General features: G+C 32.0%; 20 protein-coding genes and 1 tRNA gene. 8 read left to right on the top strand and 13 right to left on the bottom strand.

Annotated features, from left to right (window positions below; translation table 11 throughout):
• Nucleotides 1-27 precede the first annotated feature (27 nt).
• The 5 genes from ACIDC4_RS08700 to ACIDC4_RS08680 all read right to left on the bottom strand — a co-directional run bounded on the left by ACIDC4_RS08700 (nucleotide 28) and on the right by ACIDC4_RS08680 (nucleotide 5,160).
• A complete protein-coding gene (locus ACIDC4_RS08700; RefSeq protein ID WP_412042851.1) occupies nucleotides 28-999 on the bottom strand; it encodes a hypothetical protein in 972 nt (323 codons plus the stop codon).
• A gap of 8 nt (nucleotides 1,000-1,007) precedes the next feature.
• The gene (locus ACIDC4_RS08695; protein ID WP_412042852.1) at nucleotides 1,008-2,687 is read right to left on the bottom strand and encodes a DUF6909 family protein; all 1,680 of its coding nucleotides are present in this window, start codon (nucleotides 2,685-2,687) and stop codon (nucleotides 1,008-1,010) included.
• A gap of 128 nt (nucleotides 2,688-2,815) precedes the next feature.
• Nucleotides 2,816-3,154 (bottom strand): hypothetical protein, encoded by a 339-nt coding sequence (locus ACIDC4_RS08690; RefSeq protein WP_412042853.1) that lies wholly within the window; start codon nucleotides 3,152-3,154, stop codon nucleotides 2,816-2,818.
• A gap of 9 nt (nucleotides 3,155-3,163) precedes the next feature.
• The gene (locus ACIDC4_RS08685; protein WP_412042854.1) at nucleotides 3,164-4,648 is read right to left on the bottom strand and encodes a GH3 auxin-responsive promoter family protein; all 1,485 of its coding nucleotides are present in this window, start codon (nucleotides 4,646-4,648) and stop codon (nucleotides 3,164-3,166) included.
• An 11-nt stretch (nucleotides 4,649-4,659) separates the two neighbouring features.
• Nucleotides 4,660-5,160, bottom strand: coding sequence for a peptidase (locus tag ACIDC4_RS08680; protein WP_412042855.1), 501 nt, complete (start codon nucleotides 5,158-5,160; stop codon nucleotides 4,660-4,662).
• A 210-nt stretch (nucleotides 5,161-5,370) separates the two neighbouring features.
• On the opposite strand from ACIDC4_RS08680, the gene ACIDC4_RS08675 reads away from it, so the two are divergent.
• The gene (locus ACIDC4_RS08675) at nucleotides 5,371-5,559 is read left to right on the top strand and encodes a Sec-independent protein translocase subunit TatA/TatB (protein ID WP_055096778.1); all 189 of its coding nucleotides are present in this window, start codon (nucleotides 5,371-5,373) and stop codon (nucleotides 5,557-5,559) included.
• Nucleotides 5,560-5,665: 106 nt separating this feature from the next.
• Nucleotides 5,666-7,063: a glycosyl hydrolase family 8 gene (locus ACIDC4_RS08670; protein WP_412042856.1), complete on the top strand. Its 1,398-nt coding sequence runs from the start codon at nucleotides 5,666-5,668 to the stop codon at nucleotides 7,061-7,063.
• A gap of 97 nt (nucleotides 7,064-7,160) precedes the next feature.
• On the opposite strand, the gene ACIDC4_RS08665 is transcribed toward ACIDC4_RS08670, so the two are convergent.
• The 4 genes from ACIDC4_RS08665 to ACIDC4_RS08650 form a co-directional block, all read right to left on the bottom strand.
• Nucleotides 7,161-9,284: a Tex family protein gene (locus ACIDC4_RS08665; RefSeq protein WP_412042857.1), complete on the bottom strand. Its 2,124-nt coding sequence runs from the start codon at nucleotides 9,282-9,284 to the stop codon at nucleotides 7,161-7,163.
• A gap of 120 nt (nucleotides 9,285-9,404) precedes the next feature.
• Entirely contained in the window at nucleotides 9,405-10,226 is an 822-nt protein-coding gene (locus ACIDC4_RS08660) for a BRO family protein (protein WP_412042858.1), read from the bottom strand.
• Between the two features lie 35 nt (nucleotides 10,227-10,261).
• Nucleotides 10,262-12,181 carry a DUF3858 domain-containing protein gene (locus tag ACIDC4_RS08655; protein ID WP_412042859.1) on the bottom strand — a complete coding sequence of 640 codons (1,920 nt, stop codon included), beginning with the start codon at nucleotides 12,179-12,181 and terminating at the stop codon, nucleotides 10,262-10,264.
• The gene (locus tag ACIDC4_RS08650) at nucleotides 12,181-14,049 is read right to left on the bottom strand and encodes a DUF3858 domain-containing protein (protein ID WP_412042860.1); all 1,869 of its coding nucleotides are present in this window, start codon (nucleotides 14,047-14,049) and stop codon (nucleotides 12,181-12,183) included. Before ACIDC4_RS08650 ends, ACIDC4_RS08655 begins: the two co-directional genes overlap by 1 nt.
• A 122-nt stretch (nucleotides 14,050-14,171) precedes the next feature.
• Here ACIDC4_RS08650 and ACIDC4_RS08645 point away from each other — a divergent pair, with 122 nt between their 5' ends.
• Entirely contained in the window at nucleotides 14,172-14,480 is a 309-nt protein-coding gene (locus ACIDC4_RS08645; RefSeq protein WP_412042861.1) for a DUF1294 domain-containing protein, read from the top strand.
• Nucleotides 14,481-14,611: 131 nt separating this feature from the next.
• Here the strand turns inward: ACIDC4_RS08645 and rpiB are convergent, their stop codons facing one another.
• Nucleotides 14,612-15,043, bottom strand: a complete 432-nt coding sequence (gene rpiB / locus ACIDC4_RS08640; protein ID WP_065451793.1) for a ribose 5-phosphate isomerase B — start codon at nucleotides 15,041-15,043, stop codon at nucleotides 14,612-14,614.
• Between the two features lie 232 nt (nucleotides 15,044-15,275).
• On the opposite strand from rpiB, the gene ACIDC4_RS08635 reads away from it, so the two are divergent.
• Complete coding sequence (locus ACIDC4_RS08635; RefSeq protein WP_412042862.1) at nucleotides 15,276-15,878, top strand: hypothetical protein; 603 nt, start codon at nucleotides 15,276-15,278, stop codon at nucleotides 15,876-15,878.
• A gap of 630 nt (nucleotides 15,879-16,508) precedes the next feature.
• Here the strand turns inward: ACIDC4_RS08635 and ACIDC4_RS08630 are convergent.
• Nucleotides 16,509-16,742, bottom strand: a complete 234-nt coding sequence (locus ACIDC4_RS08630) for a DUF2007 domain-containing protein (RefSeq protein ID WP_072957625.1) — start codon at nucleotides 16,740-16,742, stop codon at nucleotides 16,509-16,511.
• A 199-nt stretch (nucleotides 16,743-16,941) separates the two neighbouring features.
• Here ACIDC4_RS08630 and rnr point away from each other — a divergent pair, with 199 nt between their 5' ends.
• Genes rnr through ACIDC4_RS08615 form a run of 3 tightly spaced genes read left to right on the top strand, consistent with a single transcriptional unit; the run spans nucleotide 16,942 to nucleotide 20,507 of the window.
• A complete protein-coding gene (gene rnr, locus ACIDC4_RS08625; RefSeq protein WP_412042863.1) occupies nucleotides 16,942-19,122 on the top strand; it encodes a ribonuclease R in 2,181 nt (726 codons plus the stop codon).
• 24 nt (nucleotides 19,123-19,146) lie between these two features.
• The gene (locus tag ACIDC4_RS08620; protein WP_412042864.1) at nucleotides 19,147-19,815 is read left to right on the top strand and encodes a head GIN domain-containing protein; all 669 of its coding nucleotides are present in this window, start codon (nucleotides 19,147-19,149) and stop codon (nucleotides 19,813-19,815) included.
• A gap of 14 nt (nucleotides 19,816-19,829) precedes the next feature.
• Complete coding sequence (locus ACIDC4_RS08615) at nucleotides 19,830-20,507, top strand: LysE family translocator (protein WP_412042865.1); 678 nt, start codon at nucleotides 19,830-19,832, stop codon at nucleotides 20,505-20,507.
• A gap of 911 nt (nucleotides 20,508-21,418) precedes the next feature.
• On the opposite strand, the gene ACIDC4_RS08610 is transcribed toward ACIDC4_RS08615, so the two are convergent.
• Both ACIDC4_RS08610 and folB read right to left on the bottom strand, forming a co-directional pair.
• Nucleotides 21,419-21,489 (bottom strand) — tRNA-Cys (locus tag ACIDC4_RS08610).
• 93 nt (nucleotides 21,490-21,582) lie between these two features.
• Complete coding sequence (gene folB / locus ACIDC4_RS08605; protein WP_121317977.1) at nucleotides 21,583-21,942, bottom strand: dihydroneopterin aldolase; 360 nt, start codon at nucleotides 21,940-21,942, stop codon at nucleotides 21,583-21,585.
• 107 nt (nucleotides 21,943-22,049) lie between these two features.
• On the opposite strand from folB, the gene ACIDC4_RS08600 reads away from it, so the two are divergent.
• Nucleotides 22,050-24,167, top strand: coding sequence for a glutamine--tRNA ligase/YqeY domain fusion protein (locus ACIDC4_RS08600; RefSeq protein ID WP_412042866.1), 2,118 nt, complete (start codon nucleotides 22,050-22,052; stop codon nucleotides 24,165-24,167).
• Nucleotides 24,168-24,484: the final 317 nt, after the last annotated feature.

Here is a 24,484-nt window from a genome sequence, read left to right as displayed (position 1 = left end):
GACTAATGAATTAAAAAAACAATTTTATTATACTTGTAATGCTTGCTGTTTTTTATAAAATCGTTTGATAAAAACAATGAAAATAAAGACAAACACCAACAATATTGGCAATATAATTTTAAGTTTTCCTTTAACAGATTCCGTATTCTCCATATTAGTTGTAACAGAACTCTCTTTTACAATTTTATCAGACGTTATAAGGTCTATTTTATAATTTGCATTTTCTCTTATTAAACCGTCTTTCGTTTTAACCAAATCATTTAATTGTGTGTTTTCATTGTAATAAACCAATTTATCATGGCTTGAACTACCCGAAACTGGAACTTTGTTTAAAACAGCGTCTATCTGCCAAATAATCTCTTCATTCTTTTTTATTTTTTCTTTGATGTTTAATACCGAAACTTTTTGAATATCTATATAATATTTACTTGAATTGATATAATTCAATAATGCATTTGCATAAATTCCGTCTTTTGATAGGCCTTTTGTTGAAAAATTAATAACATAAAATGGATAATTTTTACTTGTAGTTGTCTCCTTAATAACAGATTTTAAATCGCCATTATTGGTTATTAACTTTAATACTTCGAGATTTTGCTCGTTGTTATTAACAAACTTAAATACATCTACTATGGGTTCAATCGAAATCTTGCTTAGTGTCGGTTTTTGTGAAATACCAATTGAATTAAAAAATGCTGTATCATTCGTTAGTATCTTAGATTGAATTAAATCGACCTTAGCATACAAATAATCAACACTTCCAAAATTAGGTTGAACAATTATCTGATTGTCATATGTTTTTTGAGTCTTATCTAAAAACCACCCCAAACCAAATCCGGCCAAAATTAAGATCAAAACAATGATCCAGTTTCGAATAAAAAACTGAATTGCTCTAAAAATAGAAGTATTAATTCCGTGGAAAAAATTACTTATTTTTTTAGAAATCACGACTAAATCAATTTCTTGATCTTCATTGTTTTGGGGTACTTTTGTACTCATTTATCCTTTTATTTTACGTTGAAAATTTGCTCCAGAATTTTAATAGTAATCAAATACGTTGGTTTTACACCTGTTGTTCCTAATCCGCCTGAAGCTAATGTACTTCCGGTTTCAAGAGGATTATCTGAGGCATAATACGCATAACGAACTTTGATATCGTGAGGAACACTTTTTCTGATTTTTGATGCCGATTGAATGGCTTTCTGATAATATGATCCTTCCATTTCAAGACCAATTACTCCCCAGGTCGATTCGTGAAAGAATTTCAGTAAATCTCTATTTTGTAATGATGTTCCTAAAACGGTAACCATTGCACCTTCAAAAACTGCAATGTCATTTCCTTCGAACATAGCGCCAGTTAATTCATTTTCGAAGAAATAATTATCTGCCGTTCCTTCGTTTATATGCGCTGTAGGAATCATGATATCACCTTTTCCGCCTTCCAGAATTCCGGCTTTTCCCATTATCGAAACGGATCTTACATTTAGTAACGTTTCTTTTTTGTACGGTTTTAAAAGTTCGTCGATCGTTTCGTAAGCTTGTTCTCCAAAAGCATAATCCATTACAATAATAACCGGAGCTGCTTGATCAACAACTGTTTTTGGAAATGCAGTTTTTGCCCAGTCAATTTTGGCAGTATCAAAAATTTGAACGTCGATATTCGTTCCTGAACTATCAGGCAGCGAAATCATACCATTTTTTAAGGCTAATTCTTCGACAATACTTCTGGTTTCTTTTGCGCCTGATTTACTTAATTCTTCATAAATATAAAAATCAGACTTGTCCTTGAATTTTGTTTTCAACAACGGAGTTGCAAAAATAGAATTCATCACGCTATGCATATTAGCACTTATTACGTGTATAGGACGCTTTAAAAGATTGTTTGCCTTAAGCACTTCCTTGATATTAGTCGCCCAGATTTCACCGTGAATATGGTGTCCTAAACGTTCTCTCAATACAGGACTAAAAGTTATCGTTCTTTTATTATTTTCGATTACTTCTTCGATTGCTAATTTTCCTAACCAATAAATAACGTGTAGGAAGCGATCCGGAGCATTTTCTGATCCAAAAGCGTCATAAATATCCAAAACCTCTTCGAAAGTTCTTGCTAAAATATTGGCAACATGCGAAATTGCTTTTTCTTTTTCTATTTGAGAAAGCTTTTTGGTTTGTAAAACGGCTTGCTCTAATTTTAACCAATCGCGCGAAACTTCGCCTCCATCGTCTAATAAAACTCTGTTTTTGATTTTATGAGATTCTATGAAAATAAAAGTCAAATGAGTCAGGATATCATAAATGTCTGATCTCCCTCGAGTTATTTCAACATTCATTTGTTCTTCGTCGATTCTGTAACAATTCCTTCTTCTTTTTGGAGGAACGATTGCCTGAAAATGCGATTTAGAATATCCTTCGTCTGAAGTTAAATTGATAAATCTACATTGCTCAATACCTATTGGTAAACGCTCAATAACGTACAAAAGTCCGTTTAGTTCTACTTTTTCTTCGCCTATGTTTCCGTAAATTTCAGGACGTAATGCCAGTAATGATTCACGTAAACTATCGCCGGAAACTCCCATTGGTTTATAAAACCCACGGTTGAATAAGTGGCGCATTGTAATGTACATTTTTTCGATTGCTGCAGATGATTCCTGCGCTCTTGATCTTGATATATGTTTGGTTTCTTTCATGCTATTTTATTTTAAAAAATCTTCTGTTTGAGAAGATGTAATATGTGTATTTATCAAACGAAATTAGGAATTTAAAATCAAAACTGTATTAAAGCTTTATTATCTTAAAACTAAATTCAAATTGTTTTTTATTTATAATGATCAAAATTAACTTCTACTTTCTGAAAATTTTGATCTTTTAATAATATTAAATTTATTTTATTCAGGCATTCCTGATTCTCCTCTGACATTATAAATGCAAAGCCCCAAATGTCTTTTGAAATAGAGAAAGAACCAATGTCTGAATTAACATCTACCAGGTATTCATCATTTATCCAAAGGTCATTGATTGTTTCCACTTTTGGATTTATTTCTATTATTGAATCAAAAAAGTCTGTGAAAAAATCCTCATTTTCAGCACCATTAAAAATTTCAATCAATAATTTTTGAGATTTATATCCTGGTCTTAAATGATATTTATATTTCATAAAAATTTTCTACTTCAAATTATCAGCAATATCACGATTATTCGACAATCTCGGAATTTTATTCTGTCCGCCTAATTTTCCCTGAGATTTCATATAATCCTGAAAACCGTTTTTCGAAACTTTGGTTACAACCACTTTCCTTAAAACATTTCCGGTGATTAAATCGTCGTAATAAATGTTTTGTTTTCGCATCGAATCGTCAATTGTTTCGGCGAAAGCTTCTATATTTTCAGGTTCATTTTCGAATTCTATCAGCCATTCATGATACGGTAATCCGCTTGACGGGTTTATTTGTGGTGCAACGGTAAATTCGTTAATTACGACTTTGGTTCCTGCTGTGGCTTCTTTCATGGCGCTTTCGACTTCGTTGGCAATAACGTGTTCTCCAAAAGCAGAAATATAATGTTTGATTCGGCCGGAAACGATAACTCTGTGCGGAAACAACGAAGTAAACTGCACCGTATCTCCAATATTATAACGCCAAAGTCCTGCATTTGTAGAAACTATCAAAGCATAATTTACACCCATTTCGACTTCGCCAATGGTGTAGCTTTTTGGATTTTCTGTAAAGAATTCATCTGCTTTTATAAATTCATAGAAAATTCCTGAATTCAGCAACAATAGCATTCCTTTTGATTTTTGAGAATCCTGATAGGCAAAAAAACCTTCTGAAGCTGGAAACAACTCAATGCTGTCTACTTTTCGGCCAATCATTTTTTCGAACTTGGCGCGATATGGTTCATAATTGACTCCTCCGTAAATAAACAGATTGAAGTTTTTAAACAAATCTCCAATTTTCTTCCCTCCGCTTTTTTCCTGTAAACGCTCAAAATACATTTGAACCCAGGACGGAATTCCCGAAATTATGGTCATATCCTGCTCGATTGTTTCCTCTACAATGGCATTTACTTTGGTATCCCAATCTTCGATACAATTGGTTTCCCACGAAGGCATTCTGTTTTTTTGAAGATATTTGGGTACAAAATGCGCTCCGATTCCGGATAATCTTCCAAATTTGATTCCGTATTTTTCAATTAAAATTGGGCTTCCCTGCAGGAAAATCATTTTTCCATCAACAAAATCAGCATTTCCGGTTTCGTATATATAATGAAGAATTGCATTTCGCGAAGCTTCAATATGATATGGCATTGATTCTTTGGTCAGCGGAATATATTTTGCACCAGAGGTTGTTCCTGAGGTTTTAGCAAAATAGAGCGGTTTCCCTTTCCAGAGAATATTTTTTTCGCCCATTCGAACTTTGTCGATATAGGGTTTTAAATCTTCGTAGTCACGAATCGGGACACGCTTCCTGAAATCATGAACCGTTTTTATTTTATCAAAATGATGATCTGTACCAAACTGGGTTTCCTTGGCACTATTTATTAAATTCTTAAATACCGCTTGTTGAGTTTCGACCGGTTTATTGGCCCAAGCCTGTGTTTTATAGTATATTTTGGTGGCAAATAATTTTGCTGCTACTGATTTAATAGACATTTCTTATGGTATTATTTCTTGTCACTTTTGTTTTTACTTCGAGTTTTTTCGCCCGGCTCCTTCTCCATCTTTGCCACTTCTTCTCTTAATTTAATTTCTTCTTCAGAGGCTTTCATATTTACTTCTGAATGTTCATCAGTTTCTGCTATAATAGAATCTTTATTGAATTTAGCGTACTCTAATTCGCCTCTCAAAACTTTCTGAATTCCTTTTATATAGGCTTCATTTTTCTTTAAAGCGGTTTCTAAAGAATCTGATTTGATCGCCAGTTCAGTTGCATTCTTTTTTAATTCTGTCGAAGAATAGCCTGGAATTAATTCACGCAAAGGCGTAAATGCAATGATGAAAGTAGTAATTAAAATTAAAAATATTCCTCCTAATGTGAACGTTACGAACACATTCATTAAGTTCAGTTTGAACGAAAAAATTTCTTCGAAAGTATCTTCATTCAAAATTACCAATCGGTTTTTGATGAATAAATTTTTTCTGAAATTGAATTTTTTTCTGGTCATTATGGTTGTTTATACGAGCAAATATAATAATTAATCGTCTTGTTGATGCCCGACAAAAAGGAACGAATACAGTTATTTCAGGATTTTATAAAATATTTAACGCTACAATAAACAAATATTTTAAACCAAATCCTGTTGTTCTTCGTATATTCTATATACATTTGCGGTTCAATTAGAAAACAATTTGCTTAGGCATTAAATATACAAACCATGGGAAGATTAGGTCTTACAGAAATCCTCGTAATAGTAGGTATCGTGATATTACTTTTTGGAGGTAAAAAAATACCGGAATTAATGAAAGGTTTAGGAAGCGGAATTAAGGAATTTAAAAACGCTGCTAAAGACGATCAAACTCCTCCTGCACCTTCTGTTAAAAAAGAAGAGGAAGAAATTAAATAAGAATTTAAACCCTTATTATAAACCCCAAATTACAATTGTAGTTTGGGGTTTTTATTTTATCTAAAAAAACTTACTTTTAGAGTCCCTAAATCAAATAACAATAATTATGAAAAACCTACTTCTGATTACTGTTGCTTTTTTGTGTCTCAAAAGTTACGCACAAAAGCAGCCGTTTCCTGCCAATGTTGTATTTGCAAATGGTTTAATGCCAACGAATAAAAACAGTCAGGATGCTAAAAACAACTACGATATCTGGAAGGCCAATTTTGTTGAAGCCTGCTCGAATGAAAGATATCGTGTAAAATTCGACAATTCCTGGGAAACCGTTTCTGAAGGAATTGGTTACGGAATGCTCCTAAGCGTTTATATGGCCGATAAAACATTATTTGATGGCCTCTGGCTGTATTATAAAGACAATGTAAACGGCAACAAAGTAATGAACTGGAAAATAAACGGCTGTTCCGGTACTATTGGTCAAAACGGAGCAACCGATGCTGAACTTGATGCTGCCATAGCGCTTATCGTTGCCGATTATCAATGGGGAAGCACTGGAAATATCAATTATAAAAGTGATGCAACTGCTTTAATTTCTGCCATTAAAAATTATGAAATCGAAGCCAATACTTTTGTTTTAAAACCCGGAGATCAATTCGGCGGAAGCCAAATTACAAATCCGTCTTACTTCTCTCCTGCTTATTACAGAGTTTTTGGCGTTTTTACAAATGATGCTGCTTTTTGGAACAATGTTGCAGCAAAATCGTATACCATTATCAACAACAATTTAATACAAAATAATGCCGTTGGCGGATTAGTTTCTGACTGGTGCGAAGCTTCTGGAGCTTATTCTTCTCAAGCCGGTGGCTACAATAATGGAGGAAAAACATATACTTACGACGCTGCAAGAACACCATGGAGAATCGCGGTTGACTATTTATGGTACGGCAATGCAGATGCGAAGGCTTACACAAAAAAATCCTCAGATTTTGTTCGCGTAAATCTAGGCGGATCTTCTAACATTAAAGATGGTTATAACCAAAACGGAACTGCAATAGGTCAATGGCACAACGGAACTTTTGTTGGTGCATTTGCTTGTGCGGCCATGGGAGGCGATAACCAAATGCATCTTGATACTTCTTACGCCGACTTAAAAAATCTGAGTGAACCCGGCAGTTATTTCAATCATACCTTAAAAACATTATATTCTTTTTTGTTAACAGGTAATTTTTATCTCCCTCCAACTGCCACTTTATCTACCGGTGATTTTGATATCGAGAAATCTACTGTTACGCTTTTTCCAAACCCAAGTGCCGATCGATTTACTGTGAATGCACCTCAACAATCTACAATTTCAGTAATTTCTCCTTCCGGGATTGTTATTCATCAACAAAAAACAACTGCGGAAAATACTGATATTAATTTAGCAAATCAATCGTCTGGAGTTTATTTGATAAAGATTTCGAATGATGATTTTAAAAGTATTACTAAAAAAGTGATTTTGAAATAAGCTTAAAACTAAAAACTCCCAAATTACGATTGTAATTTGGGAGTTTTTTATTTCTACTTTCTATTTTTGGAATTTGGAATTTATTTTTTGGAATTTACTAAAGTACCATCGTTAACTGAATTCTCTTTCTATCTTCATCAACTTCTGTAACCTTCACATCAACATGTTGGTGAAGCTTAACCACTTCATTTACATCGCTTACAAATCCAGCTTTTAACTGCGAAATATGAACCAATCCGCTTTCTTTGATTCCGATGTCAACAAAACAACCGAAATTAGTAATGTTGTTAACAATTCCTGGTAAGATCATTCCGGTTTTCAAATCCTTGATTGATTTTACATTGGCATCAAATTCAAAAACCTTAGCTGACTTTCTTGGGTCTAATCCGGGTTTTTCAAGCTCTTTTATGATATCTTTTAGTGTTAGCAAACCAATTTCAGGTGTAATATAGTTTTCGGCCTTAATAAGGGCTGTTTTCTCTTTGTTTGCAATTAAGTCGTTTACCGAAAGTTTTAAATCTTTCGCCATTTTCTCTACAACCGGATAAGCTTCCGGATGCACGGCCGAATTATCCAGCGGATTTTTAGCATTCGAAATTCTAATAAAAGCCGCACCTTGCTGATACGCTTTCTCGCCTAAGCGAGGCACTTTTTTTAGCTGTTTTCTGTCTTCAAACGGACCATTTTCTGAGCGATATTGTACAATGTTTTCAGCAAGCTTCTCTCCTATTCCACTCACATAACTTAGTAAATGTTTACTCGCCGTGTTGATATTGATTCCTACCGAGTTCACGCAACGAATTACAGTGTTATCTAATTCTTCTTTTAGCTTGGTTTGGTCAACATCGTGTTGATATTGGCCTACGCCAATGGCTTTCGGGTCGATTTTTACCAATTCGGCCAAAGGATCTGAAAGTCGTCTGCCAATAGAAACCGATCCACGAACCGTAACATCATAATTAGGGAATTCTTCTCTCGCAATTTTTGATGCTGAATATACCGAAGCTCCAGCCTCAGAAACAATAAAAACCTGCAAAGGTTTGTCGAACGCAATTTTTTTGATGAAAAATTCAGTTTCTCTCGAAGCCGTTCCGTTACCGATAGAAATGGCATCGATTTGATAGGCATTTACCATCGAACGGATTTTCTTGATCGCCATTGTTTCCTCATTTTGAGGGGCGTGCGGATAAATGGTTTCATTATATAATAAATCACCTTTTTCATCCAGACAAACTACTTTACAACCACTTCTAAATCCTGGATCGATTGCCAGAATACGTTTTTCGCCCAAAGGCGGCGCCAATAAAAGCTGTCCTAAATTATTAGCAAAAACCTGAATCGAATTGGCATCTGCCTTAGCTTTTGCTTCTTGCAATGTTTCATTTCCAATTGCCGGATTCAACAATCTTTTATAACTATCTTCTATCGCTAATTGCAAATGAGCTGTTGTACTATTTTGTTTTTTAATGACAATTTCATCAATAATATCATAAGCTTCGTCGATATCAACATCTACTTTCATTTTGACAAAACCTTCATTTTCTGCACGAAGCATGGCCAATAATCTGTGCGAAGGTGCTTTTGTCAAAGGTTCTTCCCAATCAAAATACTGACTGAATTTTTGCGCTCCTTCTTCTTCAGCTTTCTTTTTTACGACTTTGGTTCCAATCGTTGCTTTTCTATTAAATAATCTTCGCAATTGCTTACGAACATAAATATTCTCGTTGATCCATTCGGCTACAATATCTCTGGCGCCTTGCATCGCAGCTTCTTCATTAATCACATTTTCATTCAGGTATTGTGTCGAAATAAAATCGATATCAACATCATTTTCAGACATGATTATTTTTGCCAATGGTTCAAGACCAAACTCGCGCGCAACATCTGCCTTTGTTTTTTTCTTCTTTTTGTACGGAAGGTAAAAATCTTCAATTTCTTGTAAGTCAAAACTTTGCTCAATTTTTTGTTTCAATTCCGGTGTAAGCGCTTTTTGTTCTTCGATCGATTTTAAAACCGCTTCTTTACGTTTTACAATTGCTTCATAATCTTTCTGAAGTTTTGCAATTTGCTCGATCTGAACTTCATCAAGATTTCCGGTTGTATCTTTTCGGTAACGCGAAATAAACGGAATCGTACAATCTTCCTCTAATAATTTTACCGTGTTTTGAATGTTAATTGCTGCTGTTTGAACAGTCTTGGCAATGAATTGAATATTAGTCATTCTTATTTATTTTAACCGCAAAGATTGCAAAGTGTTTCGCAAAGTTCGCAATGGTTTTTTATTTTATTGTTTTAAAAATATCAAAATTAATACAAATCCGGGAATCGTTTTAATTCTATTTTACTCAAGTTTGTTTTTTGTTGGAGGTAAAAAATTTTCTCCAGTTACAACACTTTTTCCCGTTTTATCTTCCAGAGCTATTCGGGCATTTTTTGCAATTGCTCCACCTTTTTTACTTGCTTTTGCATTTTCTAACAGACCTTTTGCTTCATCACTTTCGGCAATTTGTCGGGTCGAAAGTTCGGCTAAAGCAGTAAAAATTAGTTCCGCTTCAGACATATGATCTCTTAAGTTTTGAGATTTTAATCCCTTTACTTCTTTATGCTTTTTTACAGATAATCCCGTCCATTCCTGATGAATAATATTGGTAAGCATTGCAAATTCATCCTTTTTTTCTACTCCGGATTCTTTCCAATAATCAGTCAGTTTATTACGAGTTTCCTGGCCTGTCATTCGCTGCTGAATCCATTTTTCGCTTCGACCTAAGTTTTGCCAATTTTCACGAGCGCGATCTAAACTTTGAGAAGGATCTCCCAATTCTTGGATTCTTTCATAACCAACTTTAGCTAGCCATTGTTTAAAAGGTTCTGCTTTGGGAGATGGAATAGATTGAATTAAACGTAACAAAGTTTCAGTATCCGCAGTGTCAGTCAATCTGTTTTTTCCATCATCAGCAAGCATTTTGAACTGTCGACAAACTGTCGACAGTTCAAATCCATCATCAGTTTTAACTCTAATTTTCATTTTATACCAATAATCTCTTGGATTAAGACTATCTGTTAAAATCTCAATCACATCAATTACCGAGAAATACCAAATTTCTTTTTCAGCATCATAGTGACTTCTTACTTTTTTTTGCTCAAATAATTGTATTGGACTCATTTCGATATCTGTGAGAGTATTTATTAATTGTATTTTTATTTCTTCTTAATTGGCTTTAACACAATGCTTGCTTTGCTAAAATCTGCAGATGCATTATATACTTTTCTATATTCCTGATAAATCTCTTTTGGATAATTTATTGCTTTGTATTTTTCATCAATTGTGATGATAACCTGATTTCCATCTACTTTTAAAGTCGATTTAAACGAACAGTTTTTGCTTTCATCAAATTTCATTTCTTTGTCTATCACTAAATCATTGTAATGATCTACCTGATATCCTTTCGGGATGTTAAAGACAATACTATGATGGTATTCTTTTGTGTATTTTAAATCAATATCTGTTTTTCTGGTGTTTTCCTGATAAAGATTAGCCTGTTTTCCGATGATCTTTCCCAGATTCACCAAAAGTAAATTTCCGGCTTTTTCAGTAAATGATTCTACAGATTCCAGTTTTGAATTAATAATAAACGGCGTATTTGTATAATTATTTTTAAACTCTAAATTTTCGGCTTTTTGTTCTAAAACCTTTACATCAACTTCATCAAGTAAAACATCTTTTACAAAATCTGTAAGTTCCTTTTTTTCTTCGTTATTAGATAAATCATTATACGAATAACGCAGCATTTGACCTGTATAACCAGTGCTTGACATTCTTTTATCTATCGTTACTTTTGATAAATCAGGGCTCAAAGTTACAACTGATTCTGTTGCTATTTTAGTAAAATCTGATGAAACTACCGGAGCATAAATATAACTTTCCTGTTTCTTTTGTACATTATAACCTTTTGCCTTTGTGTCCTGATATTCGTAGCTTGGATTTCCGTAAGCAAGATAGACCACATTTGGTGAGATAAATTTATTTAGATCTCTAAAATAGAAATTAATATCTGTAAACTCATAAAACGTTACAATCTCATCGTCAAGATCTCCTATAAAACGATCTTCGGTAGCAATGATTTCGTATGGAATTTTAAGAATATCAAAAGCATATTTATACAGAAAAATAAAATCCCTACTTGCTAATTTCGAATTTCCTTCTGTTATCTTAATTTTAGTATTAATTGTTTCTCCTTCGGCATAAGGTTCAAAATGAGTTCTGATGTATTCGTCCAGAATGGTTAATTTTTCATCGTTAGATTTATCTTTTATATCCAATTTCTGAACAAGCTTTTTAACATCGCCATTCGAAAAAGCATAAGGTTTGTTTCTAATGTAATTTTTAAAATATGTTTCCCATTTTTTATTACTCATTTCGGCAGGAGATCCGGTAATTAAATACAATACCTTAACCAGATTTCTAAATTTCTTTGAACTTTTTTCGTTTACAAGCGGCTGGATATTATCTGCAGTAAAAAAAGTCTTGCCTTTTACTTTATTATAATGAAATTCACCCGAAGTATATACTCTCGACATAGCCGATCCGGATTCTGTAAGTGTGAACTCAGCATGCAATACCGGCGCATCTTTTTGATAAATTTCGATTCCGTTTGATGTTGGATTTTCTTTTACAATAAAATAATACTCCAGAATATCTCCTTTTTCAACTCCTTCAAAAACAATTGATTTTACATTTTTTAAATCCGAATTTACAATCTGACTTTCAGATAAAACCCTTACATCTCCATTAGGTTTAATAACTCTGGCGTGAAAATCTTTTGTATCACGAATCGTTGTATTATCGTCTGCAGTAACTTTATTGTATTTACTGATTTCTGAAGACTCATTTATTTTTACTGCAAAATGTTCCATTTTAAATTTTGCAAAACCATACAAATTGGGATTAATTCTGGTATGAACCCATCTTTTATCAAATAAAATTACAGCGGGTTCTTTTTTATATTCTTCAGGAATGGCCTGAAATGCCGGAACTGCATCCCAGGAGTAACTTTTAATTTCTTGTGCGTGTGCTTTTATTAAAAAAGTGAATAGTAGGATTAGTAATGTTTTTTTCATTATTTTTTTATTAATATGATAGATTGGTTGTATTGGTTGTTTAATTCGTTTACTAATGCATTCCAGTTGTCAAAATCTTTGGTTTCGATAATTAATTTTTTAAGTGCAATTTTTTGAGATACGATCAGGCTTTTTTTATCTTTTTTATACGATATATCATAACTTAAAACTTCATTTTCTTTCTTACTATTCTCCGGAATAAAGTCAAGCTGATAATTTTCGGGAATTTCATAGACATAAGTAAAGTCATTTGTAAACAAATTGTCGTTTTCTATCGAAAGTTTTCTTTCTTTAGTATCAATGATATATCCTTTAAAAGGAGCTAATAAAATAGGCTTTACAATCATCTTATCTCCTATTTTCTTCGTCCAGGATTCCAGTTTAAAATTGTACAAAAGCTCTGCATCTTTGTTGTCATACTCATTCTTTTTAACTTCGGTGCTTTCTATTTCGAGTTTTTGATTGTATCGGGTCAGACCACTTTTTAAAATTTCGTCCTGCTTTTGTTTATTAGAAGCTAAAACATTTAAAAAGTCACTTTTCTCATAACCGGAAAGCAATAATTTTGCTGCGCCCTGAACTCCATCATCATTGATTTTCAACTTCATATCAACTTTTAGATGGTTCTCTTTTTTATCTATTACAGGAACTTTTTCAATAACAAATTCAGTTTCAGATATTCCTATAAGTCCTTCTTTGCCCTGAATCATTGCAGACGGAAATGTAAACGGACAAAAAGAATCGGTTCCGTCAACAAAATAGCGCTGTTTATCTATTTTTACAGACGCGATCATGTGATTGCTTACCAAAGGCGTTGGAACATCTACAAAACTATACGGCTTATCTCTTGTACCAATCCAGACTAGATTTGACTCTAATCCGGCAGTTTTAAACATTTCATTTAGTAAGTTCGAAATGTCTTTACAATCCCCGTATTTTTTATCAAAAACAGATGCCGCATCACGCGGAATAAAACCTCCCATTTCGTACTCAAAAGCTACATAATGAATGTTTTCCTGAACCCAATTGTAAATTGCTTTTGCTTTGTCTTTAGGATTTGTTTTGTCTTTTACTAATTCTGAAGTTTTAGTTTTAAGAGCCGTTTGGTCTAATTTGTTAATATCTTTTACCAACGAATAATACCATTTGTACAAATGCTCTACATCCGGAAAAAGCGCTTCTTTCTTGTTATCTTTAGTATAACTTTTGATGTAATAAACAATATGAGGCAGGAAATAAGTAAAATTTGGTGCCCTGTTTTCCTCTTCAAAAGCGGGCATATCTGTAACTTTCCAGGTATAAACATCCAGGTTTCCTTCTTTCGTTTTTTCGAAAACAATTTTATCCTGATGATCTCCAAAAAGTTTATAACCAATTTCGATAGATGGATCTGATTTTATCTGAAATTGTGAAGCAACAGTTTGTAGTTCGTGCTGAAAAGCAAAAAAAGATAATAATCGTGGTTCATTTTGCTTTACTTTATACGAGAATTCAACCTTCGATTTATCTTCAACATTATTAAAATCAAAGTGTTTGTATTTATTATCGCTATAAAAAATATCCCTTTGTTTCAACTCATTTGTACTAATATCGTACTGCGAAAGTTTACTTTTCTTGTTGGTTTTCGCATTTATTGCAGCACCTTTTATACTCGAAATTTCACTAAAATTATCGTACGGAATGTTTATAGAGTATTCATTTACATTTTTACTTTTGGCAATTTCTCTTTGTTCTTCGATAAAAGATTCAATTTCTAATTTGCTTTTATTCGATAAATAAATAATTTCATTACGATAAAGTACTTTTGATTTTTCTTGCGCGCACAAAAAATGACACGCGAAAAATGCCAGATAAAATATTCTTTTCATTAGGTTTTTGATATAATATTTGGGGAGTTAAATTTTAACAAAAATAAACTTATTTGCGAAAATAACCAGATTTACTGCATTAGCTTCTTAAAATAATATCTTTGCTCTTTATTTTTAAGCTAATGAACATTCTGTTATTTTATTTTCTACTTATAAATAGTGCTGCCTTTATCTTTTCTGGATACGATAAGTATTTAGCAATCAATCATAAAAGAAGAATTCCCGAAAATACACTTTTTGCACTTGCAGCTTTTGGAGGTTCTGTAGGTTTGTTATTGGCAATGATCATCTTTAGACATAAAACCAGTAAAGCTTCTTTTATTTTAAAATTTTCGGCAATTGTTTTTATTCAGATCTTGATTGCTGTTCTTTTGTTTGTTTACAATGTAGATGTTTTTAATATTGCTTTATTTTTGACTAATGATAGATAATTAACAATGTTAATAACCTTATAATTATCTGAATTTAAGTTCTTTGAATACAAAAAAAGCCGGATGAATTTTAAAAATCCGCCCGGCTTGATATTTATATTAGTGCGAAGCACCCAATTTTTTTTGACCTTTTATTGACAAGCAATTTTGTTCACTCTGTTTTGGTGTCTTCCACCCTCAAAAGCAGTTGCCAGGAACGTTTCAACAATTTCTACCGCCTGAGGGATAGATGTAAAACGTGCCGGAATACTCACAATATTAGCATCATTATGCAAGCGCGTTAAATAAGCAATTTCTTTAGTCCAGCACAAGCCAGCTCTTACTTTAGGGTGTTTATTAACAGTCATTGCAATTCCGTTTCCGCTTCCGCAGATAACGATTCCAAAATCAGCTTTTCCTTCAGATACATCATTGGCAACCGGGTGTCCAAAATCAGGATAATCAACAGAATCTTCAGAATCTGTACCATAATTGGTTACTTCATATCCTTTTGCTTTAAGCATTGCAACGATTGCTTTTTTATAATCTGGTCCTGCGTGGTCGTTTCCTATCGAAATTTTCATTTTAAATACTATTAAGTTGTGTTTTGCAAATTTACTTAAAGTATATGATATATACTTTACTATAGATTTGTTTATTTTTTACTTAAAATTAAAAATAATGAGAATTGATAATTACAATGTATAAATCTTTTTTTACCACTTATATATAAGTTTTTTACTATTTTTAAAAAATATAATATTTTGATTTTCAAAAACATATCATAAGTATAACCCTATTTTAAAAACATTAAAAATGAAATATATCATCTTTATTCTATTTAGTTTAAATTGTTTTTCACAAGAGAATTCTAAACCTCAGTTTCTATTTGATGAAAATGATCAATCAATAACGCAAGACCAATTCAATAATAAATTAAAAGATAAAAAATTAGAAATAATTACTTACCAGGTTGATACTGCTTATATAGGAAGATTTTTAAGAAAAGATGATTTTGGTGTTTTATCGCCATCTGAAAAAGTAAAAATTCAAATAGAGCTGGAAAAACTAACGGGTAAAAAAATTGATACTTCAAAAACTATAATCATTAATTTTTTTTACAAAGATAATACGGAACCAAACGGAAGTTGTATTGACTATTATGTTAATGATAAAGCCTACAAAAAATTCTTAGACAAAAATAATACTATAAATCAGTTTTTTATCACCCAGAAAGATTATAAATATAAAGACAAACAGGTTTACCAGGATACAAATGATTTAATAAGAAAGACTCTTTTTAAATATCACTTTGATTGTGGAAATTACATTATTATAAAACCTAATGGAAAATTTTATCGAAAACTAGGAGAGTATAAGCAAAATGAAATTCCTCAAAATTTAAATAGAATCGAATAAAAAATAAACTCAATCAGAACTTACATAATATCAGAAACTTAACACTTATCAACATTATTAACAACTATGTAAGTATCTCATAATCAATAAATAATATTCATGAATTTTGTTAATTTTTTATAATGTTAATAGTAAAAGCTAATTCGTTGATATTCAGTTAACTTTAAATTAACATTATTTGTTAATAAGTTCGGATAGAAAATTAGAAGTTTTTTTTGGTTGTGTCGAAAAAAAACCTAATCCAAAACTGCAATGAAATAACCTAATAAAGTTTGATGAATTTTTAGAAAAGTTATCAATATCAAAAATGCCATTTTCAACAAATATCAACATGTGAACTTATCTACAAAATGAATCTATTTTAGGTTGTCAACCATTGTTAATTAAAATACAAAAAGTCTTATAAATGAATCCTTTAACGAAATATAAGTATGTTGATAACTCAAGATAACTAAGAGAAACTTCATTTCAATGCTTTTAAAAATAAATTTATAGCACATATTAACAAGCTATAATAACAAACAAAAATTAATTTAATTTAAATTTTTCTTTTTGTTGTATTTAATATATGTTGACAACTTTGAAAATTTTGAAAGAAAAAAAAATCTGAAATTGAAAAATTAGATGAGTTTAAACAATTTTAAGTGGGTTATTAAGATTGTCAAGAATTTGCTGAACTTCGTCGAAATCGTTGGGATGAACTTTAAGTTTGATTCCGCCCAACGCTGTGGTGTACATTGGGACGACAGATAAGGTCATTTCGTTCTCAAAGTAATACGGAATCTGTTCTTGCTCTAATAAGTGCTTTAGAACGATTGTTTCGTGCTGATAATTGAATATGGCAATGGTTTTAAAGCTTTCCATAAAGGGTCTTTTTGTAAATATACGAAATGAGCATTACTAAAAATTTGTCGTTCGCCATAATTTTGAATATTCGAATTACAAATGACCTTTAAAAATCAATATAAGATCTCCCTTTGAAAGTTATATTTTTAATAATTTATTTGTTAAAATCTATAATCTGATATCTTATTTGTAATTTTAACTTTTTAAGAAAAGATATATGAGTAAGAAAATTAGAAAGCCGATAAAAAATGAGAAAGATTTCTCTAGTAAAATAATAAAAATTTTATCGCAAAGTCCTAATAAAGCATTTAATTACAAACAGATAGGAGCAAAGCTCGAACTTGATGATACAAAAAGCAGAAACCAGATTATAAAAGATTTAAAAATTCTGGCCGCTTCAAAAAAAATTATAGAATCTGAACCTGGTAAATATTTAGTAAAAGCAGAGAGTCAGGATTATTACGAAGGAACAATAGACATGACCAGCAGAAAAACTGCTTATTTTGTTTGTCCTGATTTTAGTGAAGATGTTTTTATCCCAACCAATAATTTGAATCGTGCTTTAGACAAAGACAAAGTAAAAGTTTATGTTTATAATCGAAGAAAAGGGAAAAGACCTGAAGGTGAAGTAATTGAAGTTGTAGAAAGAAATAAAACAGAGTTTGTTGGAGTTATTGATATTCAGGCCAATTTTGCCTTTGTATCTACTGCAAACCCTAAAATGTATACCGATATTTTTATTCCAAAAGATAAAATTGGAGAAGCAGAAAACGGTGATGTTGTTTTGGTTACGATTGAAGACTGGCCAAAAAGAGCCGATAGTCCGTTTGGATCTGTGATTAGAGTTTTAGGAAAACCTGGAGAACACAATACTGAGATTCATGCTATTTTGGCTGAATATGGTTTACCATCAGATTTTCCGGTAGAAGTAGAGGTTTATGCACAAAAAATAGATACATCCATTCAGGAATCTGAAATTGCAAAACGTCGTGATATGCGTGATACTCTTACGTTTACGATTGACCCGAAAGATGCAAAAGATTTTGATGATGCCTTGTCTTTCAAAAAGTTAGAAAACGGAAATTTCGAAATTGGTATTCACATTGCCGATGTTTCGTATTATCTTGAAGAAGGAACAATCCTGGATGATGAAGCGTATCAAAGAGCAACTTCGGTTTATTTGGTCGATAGAGTAGTGCCAATGCTTCCGGAAGTTTTATCTAATTTTGCGTGTTCGTTGAGACCGAATGAAGAGAAATATACATTTTCGGCAATATTCGAAGTTTCTCCAAATGCACAAGTTATCAACCAATGGTTTGGAAGAACTGTAATTTATTCAGATCAGCGATTTGCTTACGAAGAAGCACAATATATCATTGAAACAAAAGACAATACAATTCCTGTTGATATTTCGATCACTGGAGAATCTTATGTTGTTTCTGATGAAATTACCGAAGCTACTTTAAAATTAGATGAATTAGCTAAGATTTTAAGAAAGAAAAGAATGCAAAATGGTGCTATTTCTTTTGATAAAGTCGAAGTAAAATTCAACTTAGATGAGCAAGGAGAACCAGAAGGAGTTTACTTCAAAGTTTCTAAAGATGCCAATCATCTGATTGAAGAATTTATGCTTTTGGCCAACAGAAAAGTGGCGGAATACATTGGTAAACAGAAGAAAACATTTATTTACAGAATTCACGATGAACCAAATGAAGACAAGCTTATTGCGATGCAAACCGTAATTGCTAAATTTGGTTATAAAATTGATTTCCGTAACAAAGGAGATATTTCGAAGTCTTTGAATGCTTTGATGGAAGAAGTAAACGGTAAAAAAGAACAAAACTTAATTGATACTCTTGCTATTAGAAGTATGAGTAAAGCCAAATATTCGACAGAAAATATTGGTCACTATGGTTTAGCTTTTGATTATTACAGTCACTTTACTTCGCCAATTCGTCGTTATCCTGACGTTATGGTACACCGTTTGCTGCAATATTATCTGGATAATGGAGCATCTGTAGACGAAGAAGTTTACGAAACAAAGTGTTTACATTGTTCGAATATGGAAAGTTTGGCAACTAATGCTGAACGTGATAGTATCAAATACATGCAGGTTAAATACATGCAGGATCACCAGGACGAAGAATTTCTTGGAGTTATTTCCGGTGTTACCGAGTGGGGAATTTATGTTGAAATTGTGTCTAACAAATGCGAAGGAATGGTAAGAATCAGAGAAATAAAAGATGATTATTATACTTTTGATGAAAAGCAATATGCTTTGGTAGGAGCGACTTCAAACAGTATTTTACAACTTGGAGATGAAATATATGTAAAAGTTAAAAATGCCGATTTGGTTAAAAAACAACTGGATTTTCATTTTTTGAGAAGAGCAGAATAGAGGTTTAATTAAAAAAATTAAAGTATGAAAAAGTTAATTATAGGAGCGGCAATTTTATTTGTTCAAATGTCTTTTGGTCAGGTTACCAAAGAATTAGGTGAATTCGATACTGTAAAAGTTTACGATAAACTAAGTGTAAAAGTAGTTCAGTCATCTGAAAATAAAGTTGTTATAAAAGGAGCGAGAGAAGCAGAACTGGAAGCTGTTAATAAAAACGGAATCTTAAAATTAAGAATGCCTTTTCCTAAACTTTTATCAGGAAATGATCTTCAGGTAACGCTGTATTATAAACATATAGAATTGATTGATGCTAATGAGGGTGCAGCTGTAACAAGTGACGGAACAATAAAAGCGACTTCGTTTAAAGTAAGTGCACAAGAAGGCGCTAAAATTAATGTAGATTTGGATGTTGATAAACTTAAAGTAAGTTCAGTTTCTGGAGGAGAAATCACTGCAACAGGTAAAGCAGCCAACCTTGATGCAAGTTTAGGAGCCGGCGGATATTTCCTTGGAAGTAAATTAGCCACGTCTCAGACTAAAGTAAGCGTTTCTGCGGGCGGAAAAGCAGATGTTAATGCATCAACCCTTGTCGACGCAAAAGTAAGCGCAGGAGGCTCTATTTACATTTATGGAAAACCGAAACAAATTAATCAAAAAACGGTTTTTGGAGGTAAAATAGAAGAAGTAAAATAAGAAATCGTATTTGAATGATAAATGATATTTTGGCTGGACTGCCATGGGGACTTTTTTTAAGTTTTATGGTAGGTCCAGTATTTTTTATACTACTGGAAACCAGTATTACAAAAGGATTTAGAGCTGCTATAGTTTTTGATCTTGGTGTAGTATTAGGTGATATTTTTTTTATAGGAATTGCGTATTTAGGAAGTTACAGATTGATTCAGAGTTTAAAAGATAAACCGGCACTCTTTATTTTTGGCGGAATCATTATGCTGGCTTACGGCATAATCTCTTTCATAAGATTAAAAAATGAAGAAAAAATTGATGATGAAGAAATCGATCGTGATATCATCAAAAGAAACTACGGTAGTTTGTTTGTAAAAGGCTTTTTACTCAACGTTATCAACATTGGAGTATTAGGTTTCTGGTTGGCAGTAATCATTTCTGTAGGACCAAAATTAGAAATGCAAAACTCACGAATGTTTACTTTTTTTACTTCGGTAATTATCACTTATTTGGCAGTTGATTGTCTTAAAATATTATTAGCCAAACAATTAAAATCAAAAATGACTCCAACCAATATTCTTAAAATCAAAAAAGCGATTAGTATTGTTTTAATGGTTTTCGGATTGGTGTTAATAACTCAGGGTTGGTTTCCAAAAGAAAAAGAAATGGTTCGAAATGCTTTTGAGAAGATAGAGAAGTAGTTGTTAATAACTCAAAAATATAAAATTAAACCTCTGAATTTCAGAGGTTTTTTTATATTTATAAGTCTCAGTTTGTATTTGGCAAAAAAGAAGTAATCTGATAAAGTTACATCAAGTTTGTCAATTCTGAGGAACGAAGAATCACACTCGTAAATCGATAAAGATTGGCTATTTACTTTGTGGAATTTCTAGTGTGATTCTTCGTTCCTCAGAATGACAAGATTGTGGAAAATTAAGCACAAAAAAAGAGATACAGAAATGTATCTCTTTTAAGTCATCGTTTGGATTCGAACGTAATTCTTTATCTAATTTTTTCTACAAATTAATCACAAAAAAAAACTCTAAATTGCTTTGAAGGTTTAGAGGCATCGTTCGGATTCGAACATAAATCTTTATCTAATTTTTTCTAAAAATTAAACATAAAAAAAACCTTCAAATTGCTTTGAAGGTTTTAGAGTCATCATCCGGATTCGAACGTAATTCTTTATCTAATTTTTTCTAAAAATTAAACATAAAAAAAAAACTTCAAATTGCTTTGAAGGTTTTGAGGTATCGTCTGGATTCGAACGTAATTCTTTATCTAATTTTTTCTAAAAATTAATCATAAAAAAACCTTCAAATTGCTTTGAAGGTTTAGAGGTATCGTTCGGATTCGAACATAAATCTTTATCTAATTTTTTCTAAAAATTAAACATAAAAAAACCTTCAAATTGCTTTGAAGGTTTTAGAGGTATCGTTCGGATTCGAACATAAATCTTTATCTAATTTTTTCTAAAAATTAAAACATAAAAAAAACCTTCAAATTGCTTTGAAGGTTTTAGGGGTATTGTCCGGATTCGAACATAAACTTTATTTAATTTTTTCTAAAAATTAAGCACAAAAAAAAGAGACACATTTCTGTATCTCTTTTGAGGCATCGTCCGGATTCGAACCGGAGTAGGAGCTTTTGCAGAGCCCAGCCTAGCCGCTCGGCCACGACGCCGTAGTTGAACGGATGGCAAAAGTAACTAAAATCTTTAAATTTCAAAAGTTTAAAATGAAGTATTTTAAAAAATTACTTTTTTTCTTAAAAGAATTACTTTCTAATTTCCGTCATTTTTATAGTAACTGATTCAACATCACCACCAATAGGAGGATTTATTTTAGAAACCCAAACTGTTGTTTTTTTTGCAGTTTCTATTTCAGCAAGTACTCGAATATTGATTCTTTTGGCTACATGCTCTAATAAATGCGAACGAATGGCCATTTCTTCGGTAACAATTTTGTTCAAATGTACATAATCAACAGTGTCGGCAAGGTGATCTGTGTCGGCTGATTGCTGTAAATTAGTTTTAATTTTTAGATCAACAGTATAGTCAGATCCAATTTTTCCTTCTTCAATCATGCATCCGTGGTACGAAAAAGTACGAATGTTTTTTAATTTTATAACTCCCATTTTCTTGTTGTTTCAAGTTTAAAGTTTCAGGTTTTCCGCCACTTAAATAACTTTAAACCTGAAACCTGAAACCTTTTTTTTATCTTTGCTAAAATTACTATAAAATAATGGCATCAGAAGATAAATCACTCAATTTTATTGAACAAATCATAGAAGAAGATCTTAAATCAGGTCTTTCGCAAAGTAAACTTCATTTTCGTTTTCCACCAGAACCAAATGGTTATTTACATATTGGTCATGCAAGTTCTATTGCATTAAATTTTGGTTTAGGAATTGATTATCAGTCACCTGTAAATTTACGTTTTGACGATACGAATCCTGAAAAAGAAGAACAGGAATTTGTTGACGCCATTAAAAAAGATGTTGAATGGCTAGGATATACCTGGGCAGAAGAACGTTATGCTTCAGATTATTTTCAACAATTATATGATTGGGCTGTTTTATTAATCAAGAAAGATAAAGCATATGTTGATAGTCAGTCTTCTGAAGATATGGCCATTCAAAAAGGAACTCCGTCTACGATTGGAACAGATAGTCCGTACAGAAATCGTTCTGTTGAAGAAAATTTAGGTTTATTCGAAAGAATGAAAAACGGTGAATTTGAGGCTGGAACTCATATTCTTCGTGCAAAAATAGACATGAAATCTACCAACATGCTGATGCGTGATCCTATCATGTACAGGATTTTACATAAAGATCATCACAGAACAGGAGATGCCTGGAAAATATATCCAATGTATGATTGGGCACACGGGCAAAGTGATTATCTGGAAGAAATTTCACACTCATTTTGTACACTCGAATTCTTGCCTCACCGCGAATTATACGATTGGTTTTTAGACCAGATTATTGATGAAAATCAAATTCGTCCTAAGCAAAGAGAATTTGCAAGGCGTAATTTATCACATACCGTTGTTAGTAAAAGAAAATTACAGCAACTAGTTAAGGAAAAGCATGTTAACGGTTGGGATGATCCAAGAATGTCTACTATTTCAGGATTAAGAAGACGTGGTTATACCGCTGCTTCCTTACGTAATTTTGCCAATACAACCGGAATTGCAAAACGCGATAATTTAATAAATGTATCCGTTTTAGAATTTTGTATTCGTGAAGATTTAAACAAAATTGCACCTCGTGTAATGGCTGTTTTAGATCCTGTAAAATTGGTGATTACAAATTATCCTGAAGGAAAAGAAGAGTGGCTTGAAGCCGAAAATAATCAGGAAGATGAAAGTGCAGGTTTTAGAAAAGTACCTTTTTCTCGTGAATTATACATCGAAAGAGAAGACTTTCTTGAAGAAGCTCCGGCGAAGTTTTTCCGTTTGACTTTAGGAAAAGAAGTGCGTCTTAAAAATGCTTATATCATTAAAGGTGAAAGTGTTATAAAAGATTCAGAAGGCAATATTACAGAGATTCATGTAACTTATGATACCGATTCTTTGAGTGGAAGCGGGACAGAAGCAAGCCAAAGAAAAGTATCCGGAACATTGCATTGGGTTTCTATTTCTCATGCTGTTAAAGCAGAAGTTCGTATGTACGATCGTTTGTTTACAGATGAAGCTCCGGACAGTTATAAAGACAAAAACTTCTTAGATTTTGTGAATCCAAAATCATTAGAAATTATCACAGGATTTGTTGAACCAAGTTTATCAACAGCTCAAAATGAAGATAAATTTCAGTTTCAACGTTTGGGTTATTTTACTGTTGATAAAGATTCAACTGCTTCAAAATTAGTATTTAACAAGACTGTTGGATTGAAAGATGCCTGGGAAGAAAAAGGTAAAAAAGAAGAAAACAGCATCAATAATTCTTTAAAAGATATAAACAAATATTTTAAAGTTGAGACTAAACCGGAACGTATTGCAATCGAAAGTGCAATAGGGGAGAGCATTAAAAATGTTTCAAGTTTCTCTTTATTGCAAAATTCATTAAAGAAAAACATCAACAATAATAAAGGTTCATTGTTGTTTGCTCAGTTTATTTTGGAATATTCAATTTTGAAATCTAAGGATTTTGAAGAGGAAGATATTAAAAAATTATATACAATGTCTCTAAGAAGTGAGTCAACTTATGTTCGATCTAAAGCACTTTTGAATTTAAGAGATATTGAAGATTCAAGTTTAAGAAATCAGTTTCAAGACGAAATTTTGAAATCTTTTTCAAATCCTCCAAAAAATGCTTCTGAGAGAGAAATTGAAATTCTTAAGGAAATGGTGAAGATATAATATCATTATAATCTATTGAAAAGCGCTTTTTATAAGCGCTTTTTTTATTATTTATATTTTCTATTAAAAAGTAAAAAATAATAGTTTTAGTAGATTAGAAACAGCTTTCATAAATTGATTTTAAGCGAATTATTTAATTCTTTCACCTCATTAATCATCTTTTAAAAAATAATTAAATACAAGCCTTTATTTTAATTTTGGAGCTAGTTTTACCTTGTTTTTCGGGTTGTTAACATCTAATTGTTTATAAAGTTGAAGGTGATTATAATTTAGTCCCATCTTATATCTTTTTAAATTTCATTTGTTAATCTTCTTCT

Source organism: Flavobacterium sp. C3NV (assembly GCF_046825355.2).
GTDB lineage: Bacteria > Bacteroidota > Bacteroidia > Flavobacteriales > Flavobacteriaceae > Flavobacterium.
This window is presented reverse-complemented; position numbering and strand designations above follow the sequence as displayed.